4 protein-coding genes are annotated in these 4,409 nt (G+C 38.6%); all 4 read left to right on the top strand.

Annotation, left to right across the window (positions count from 1 at the left end; all coding sequences use genetic code 11):
* Positions 1-178: 178 nt before the first annotated feature.
* The 4 genes from H5975_RS07340 to H5975_RS07325 all read left to right on the top strand — a co-directional run bounded on the left by H5975_RS07340 (position 179) and on the right by H5975_RS07325 (position 4,347).
* The gene (locus H5975_RS07340; protein WP_204785498.1) at positions 179-856 is read left to right on the top strand and encodes a hypothetical protein; all 678 of its coding nucleotides are present in this window, start codon (positions 179-181) and stop codon (positions 854-856) included.
* Between the two features lie 123 nt (positions 857-979).
* Positions 980-1,759 (top strand): hypothetical protein, encoded by a 780-nt coding sequence (locus tag H5975_RS07335; protein WP_204785497.1) that lies wholly within the window; start codon positions 980-982, stop codon positions 1,757-1,759.
* A gap of 206 nt (positions 1,760-1,965) precedes the next feature.
* Positions 1,966-3,381 carry an amino acid permease gene (locus H5975_RS07330; RefSeq protein WP_204785496.1) on the top strand — a complete coding sequence of 472 codons (1,416 nt, stop codon included), beginning with the start codon at positions 1,966-1,968 and terminating at the stop codon, positions 3,379-3,381.
* Between the two features lie 117 nt (positions 3,382-3,498).
* Complete coding sequence (locus H5975_RS07325) at positions 3,499-4,347, top strand: DNA/RNA non-specific endonuclease (RefSeq protein ID WP_204785495.1); 849 nt, start codon at positions 3,499-3,501, stop codon at positions 4,345-4,347.
* Positions 4,348-4,409 lie beyond the last annotated feature (62 nt).

Raw genomic sequence — 4,409 nt, 5'->3', positions numbered from 1 at the left:
TATCTGAATTCACGGCCTCTCAAATGTTTGAACTGGCGAACTCCAATTGAGATCTTCTTGCTTAATCTGCGTCATTAAATTTGTTCAAGTTATTTATTGCAATCTGCCAGATAAAAATAAACTTTCTTTCTTTTTGCGTCATTAAATAACGAGCGCAATTTTTAAGGAGGAAATGTAAATGAAAATTTCAAAATGGCAAAACTATATGTTATGTGTTTGTGCAATTGGTGGAGTGATGATGGTTAGTCCAGTTAAATCAGTAATGGCAGCTGACAATAGTAATCAGGTGACTGCTACTAAACAGGACAAGCTGGCGGTGACTACTCAACGCATTTTAGAACTTCATTCAAAAGACGGCAACGTAAATGATACACAGCAATCTAAAGTTGAATGGATTAAACAAGCACAGGATGGTTCGTACGGGCCCACTAGATTTAGCATCCCTATATTTGATGGTTATGATACTCCTGCAAAGGGAATGCCGAATTCATTGTCACACAATGAAAATCCCAACATTCCACTAACGATTTATCATATTGATTTTTACAAGGCGAATGAACACTTTGATCATAATCAGGCATTATGTCAAGTTGATTTAAAAGATGAACATGACCGAGTTGTAGTCCGCCACATTTATAACGTTCCATATGACAGATCAATAAAAGTTAAATTAACTGCTCCTAAAAATATGGAATTTATCAAAAAAGCTGATAGTGAACCGTTAATTACAGGAAGTTATAAATTTAATCGAACCATCAAAGTTCGTAACGTTAATCCAGAGTTAGGCATTAATGCTGAAAAAGAGCCTTCTGTGCAAACACCACAAAAATCATCAGTTGAGCATCCTAGTCAGTAAACCCAAACAGCAGGTCCACAAACTGTAGATGAGGGAACTAATACCCAGTCCGTCACGGTTGCAAATGAAACAACATCAACGGATAACTTACTTGAACATCCTGTTAATCAGGATAAGAGAACGATGACTGAACAACCCGTTAAGCATCTCGTTGATACAGGAACGGAAATAGCATCACCAGCTGTTCAATATGAAGCTGTAGAAGTTAATACTATGATCAGTAAATCAACAACTAAAGATAGTGGGACGATGACGGATGAAAAGGTTCTTCCATCTGTTTCAGACAGCAGTACAATGACCGACTTCGATCAAGGTCGTCCTCAATATCAAAACATGGCTATCCAAACGGAAATTAATCATCGATTTATGGTGGATACCGGTGTAGGAGAAGATAACATTATTACATATTCTCAGGACGATAGTGTAATGACTGATCAAGTTCTCCCAAAGAAATTAACAGTTGATGAATCTACCAATACAGATGTCATTTCAATTCCATCATCCTCAGTAAATGTCGATCAATTAACTCAAACTTTGCAAACTAACAGGGCTAAGGAAGAAGTAAGAAATTTAACCGCTACAAAAGCATATGAAAGCAAAATAACTGAATTTGACAAAAAAGGCCTTTCATTATCATCACCTTCCCATCTTAATGATGAAATGAGCCAACGGCACACAGTACCATTTGCTAAAACAAACTCAGCAAAGCGCAAGGCATCCTCACAAGAGTTAGCAACCTTGTCTGAGTATAACCATCCATTTACTAGCCATCAAAAAAAGACGTCTAAATCTAAAAATGAGAAACTTCCTCAAACCGGGAATCACGCCGGTCATCTTGTAGTTGCTTGTGGCGTTACACTATTATCCGTTTTGGGACTCTTTAAAACCGGCAAACGTCATTAATTTTCTTACTTGCATTCTCATTTTTCTAATGATATCCTAATGTAGACGATTATCTAGGAGGTTGAAGTAATGCAATTACATACTGTTCATTTATATTCAACTTCCACCTCAACCAAAGTTGTATAACTAGTTGGGGGATTTAATATTACAAAAATAACGGATCTTCCAATCATCAGATAGATGGTCGAAGGTCCGTTTTTTGGAAAATGAGGGATTTTATGAAAAATGAGCAGCAACCCCAATTGAAACGGTCGATGACTCCTGCCCAAATGGAAATGATTGCTATTGGTGGGACGATCGGTTCTGGATTATTTATGGGGGCAACGTCAACTATTAAGTGGGCTGGACCATCAGTTTTACTTGCTTATGCATTTGTCGGCGTCGTGTTATATGGTGTAATGCGTGCGTTAGGTGAAATGATCTATATCAGTCCGGGAACTGGATCATTTGCAGATTATGGAGCAAAGTATATTCATCCGCTAACTGGTTACCTGGTTAAGTGGAGTAACGTTTTTCAGTTTATCATTGTTGGAATATCGGATATTATTGCCATGACCCAGTACCTAAATTATTGGTGGCCAAATCTTCCTGACTGGTTATCAGGAATTGTGATGATTATTTTCCTAACCTTAGCCAACTTAGCGTCTGCGAAAGCCTACGGACGACTTGAATTTTGGTTTGCAATGATTAAGGTGGTCACAATTATCGTCATGATTATTATTGGGCTATTGGTCATTGTAGTTGGACTGGGTAATCACTGGCATCCAGTCGGTATTTCAAACCTTTGGAGCCACGGTGGATTTTTCCCTAACGGCTTAAAAGGATTCATCTTTTCAATGGCGGTCATTGCCGGGTCATATCAAGGAATTGAATTACTTGGTATTACGGCTGGTGAATCAGCTTCACCACGCCATGCGATTGTTAAATCAGTAAAATCCGTACTTTGGCGAATTTTAATCTTCTACATTGGTGCCATTTTCGTGATCGTTTCTATCTATCCTTGGAACCAATTAAAGGCCGTTGGTTCACCATTCGTTGAAACGTTTACTAAGGTCGGTATTACTGGAGCAGCAGGAATCATTAACTTTGTTGTTCTAACTGCTGCACTTTCAGGTGCTAACTCAGGAATTTATTCAGCTAGTCGGATGCTTTTCAAACTAGCAATTGATAAAGAGGTTCCAGCATTCTTTGGTAAATTATCAAAGCGGGTAGTGCCAAACGTAGCAATTGTTACGATCTCTTTCTGGATTTTTTTAGGGTTCATTGTTAACTTCATTTTAACTTCTGTTAACTCCGCTTCTAAGGACTTGTTCGTCATTGTATATAGTTCCAGTGTTCTACCAGGAATGGTTCCTTGGTTTGTGATCTTGATGTCAGAACTCAACTTCCGGAAGGTTCATCCAGAACAGTTACGTGATCATCCATTTAAGATGCCGTTATATCCAGCATACAATTACTTTTCACTAATTATGTTGGCATTAATTGTGTTGTTTATGTTCATCAATCCTGACACAAGAGTTTCAGTATCAGTTGGGGTTATTTTCCTTGTAATCATGACCTGTATTTACTTCTACCGTGCAAAACATGGAAAAGAAGATGCAGAAATTAATAAAAATATTTAATCGAAATCCTTGGCAGTCATTTGCCGAGGATTTTTATCTTTGAGATACGAACTAATGTTCAAATGAGCCGGGATAGTGTAAAATATAGACATACAAATTATTGAGAGGGTCTTATATATGAAGAAAAAGTTTCAAAAATTATGGCGCTGGTTAGCGGTCTTTGCAATTCTATTTACGATAGCCGCTGGCTTTCAAAGCCAGGCAAAAGACACAGGTGAAGCGTCCTCAAACTCATTTCCAAACATATTTCGACAATTTGGAAGATCTTCCAGCAGTGGTCGGTTTAGTAGCTTACCAGCACCTAGTGAAGATCAAGCTAAGGTTGTTTTAACTAGTAACGTTAAGAATCAATTGAACGGTTCATTGGAATGGAATGGTCATGGGGCGTATATAGTTAACAATAACCATCCGCAATTAAATGCTAATATCAATAGTGCTCCATACGCAGTCAATGAAGAAGATAACCAAGGTAGAGCATGGCGCGGTGACGCGTGGTTAAATAAGACTACTCGCCAGTACAGGAATCGTGAACAGACCGGAAATGGCGCAACTAATTGGCGACCAGCTGGTTTCTTACAAGATACTAATTTAACGAACGGTCCTAAACACGCATACGATCGTGGTCATTTACTCGGGTATGCATTAGTTGGAAGAATCAATGGATTTGATGCATCGGAATCCAATCCAGCCAACATTGCAACACAAACTGCATGGGCAAATGAAGCCCGTTCCAGTTATTCTACTGGACAGAATTATTACGAAGGATTGGTTAGAAAAGCCTTAGACCAGAACAAACAAGTTCGTTACCGAGTAACTGATATCTACGATGGCAATAACATTGTGCCAGCTGGGGCGCATATTGAAGCCCTGTCAAAAGATGGGAGCTTAAGCTACAATGTGTTCGTGCCAAATGTGCAAAACAATATTGAAATAAATTATGTGAATGGAAAAGTTACGCAAAGGTAGACACGACGCGAGTTCAGTGTTGATATGACGGTCCTGGCTAGGGTATTAAGTTCCTTGTATAA

The sequence above is a fragment of the Limosilactobacillus coleohominis genome (genome assembly GCF_016901675.1).
GTDB lineage: Bacteria > Bacillota > Bacilli > Lactobacillales > Lactobacillaceae > Limosilactobacillus > Limosilactobacillus intestinavium.
The sequence above is the reverse complement of the archived record's forward strand: the minus strand, read 5'-3'. Positions and strand labels throughout refer to the sequence as shown.

Coding starts and splice junctions, on each gene's coding strand:
- H5975_RS07335 (WP_204785497.1), top strand. CDS start 980: ATGACTGAACAACCCGTTAAGCATCTCGTTGATACAGGAACGGAAATA.
- H5975_RS07340 (WP_204785498.1), top strand. CDS start 179: ATGAAAATTTCAAAATGGCAAAACTATATGTTATGTGTTTGTGCAATT.
- H5975_RS07330 (WP_204785496.1), top strand. CDS start 1,966: ATGAGGGATTTTATGAAAAATGAGCAGCAACCCCAATTGAAACGGTCG.
- H5975_RS07325 (WP_204785495.1), top strand. CDS start 3,499: ATGAAGAAAAAGTTTCAAAAATTATGGCGCTGGTTAGCGGTCTTTGCA.